The sequence below is a fragment of the Streptomyces aurantiacus JA 4570 genome, from assembly GCF_000414115.1.
GTDB lineage: Bacteria > Actinomycetota > Actinomycetes > Streptomycetales > Streptomycetaceae > Streptomyces > Streptomyces aurantiacus_A.
Genome location: NZ_AOPZ01000294.1, coordinates 1 through 753, shown reverse-complemented (window position 1 = coordinate 753; position 753 = coordinate 1). Strand labels below are relative to the sequence as shown.

Here is a 753-nt window from a genome sequence, read left to right as displayed (position 1 = left end):
GTGGCCACCGACAGACGGCCGGTCAGGAGGTGGCCGCCCGTGTCCACCAGCGGCACGGCCGCGCCCAGCAACGGATGCCCGGCCGCCACGAGCCCCGTCGCCGACACGTCACCTGCGGCGCCCGGGCCCGCCTGCGGCCAGTAGCGCCGCTTCTGGAAGGCGTAGGTGGGCAGGTCCACGGAGGGCGGTCAGGAACGTGTCCGGCTCGGGGCGGTCCTTGCGCACGGCGGCGATCAAGCCGGACTGCGCGGCCGGGTCGGTCACGGTGTCATGCGCCATCGCCGTCAGGACGGAATCCGGACCGAGCTCCAGCAGCGTTGTCGCGCCGAAGCCGGTGAGCGCGCCGAGACCGTCGTGGAAGCGGACCGCCTCACGAACGTGCCGCACCCAGTACTCCGGGTCCTGGAGCTGGCCGGGCTCGGCCAGCTCACCGGTCACGTTGGAGACCACCGGCAGCACCGGCTCCTGATGCGTCAGACTCTCGGCAACCTTGCGGAAGTCGTCCAGGATCGGATCCATCAGCGGCGAGTGGAAGGCGTGGGACACCTTCAGCCACCGCACCTTGCGGCCCTCGGCGCGCAGCGTCTCCTCCAGGCCCTCCAGAATCTCGCGGTCGCCGGAGAGCACCACCTGCGAGGGCCCGTTCACCGCCGCGACCCCGGCGCGGTCTTCCACGCCCTCCAGCAGCGGCAGAATGTCGGCTTCGGCCGCCTGCACGGCGAGCATCGCGCCACCCTCGGGCAGCGACTGCAT

The 753-nt window shown here is 72.2% G+C and carries 1 protein-coding gene; it reads right to left on the bottom strand.

Features of this window, described 5'->3' with window-relative positions:
- Positions 1–108 precede the first annotated feature (108 nt).
- Positions 109–753: acyltransferase domain-containing protein (locus STRAU_RS26175; RefSeq protein ID WP_016643409.1), on the bottom strand; the 645-nt coding region annotated here is incomplete at its 5' end.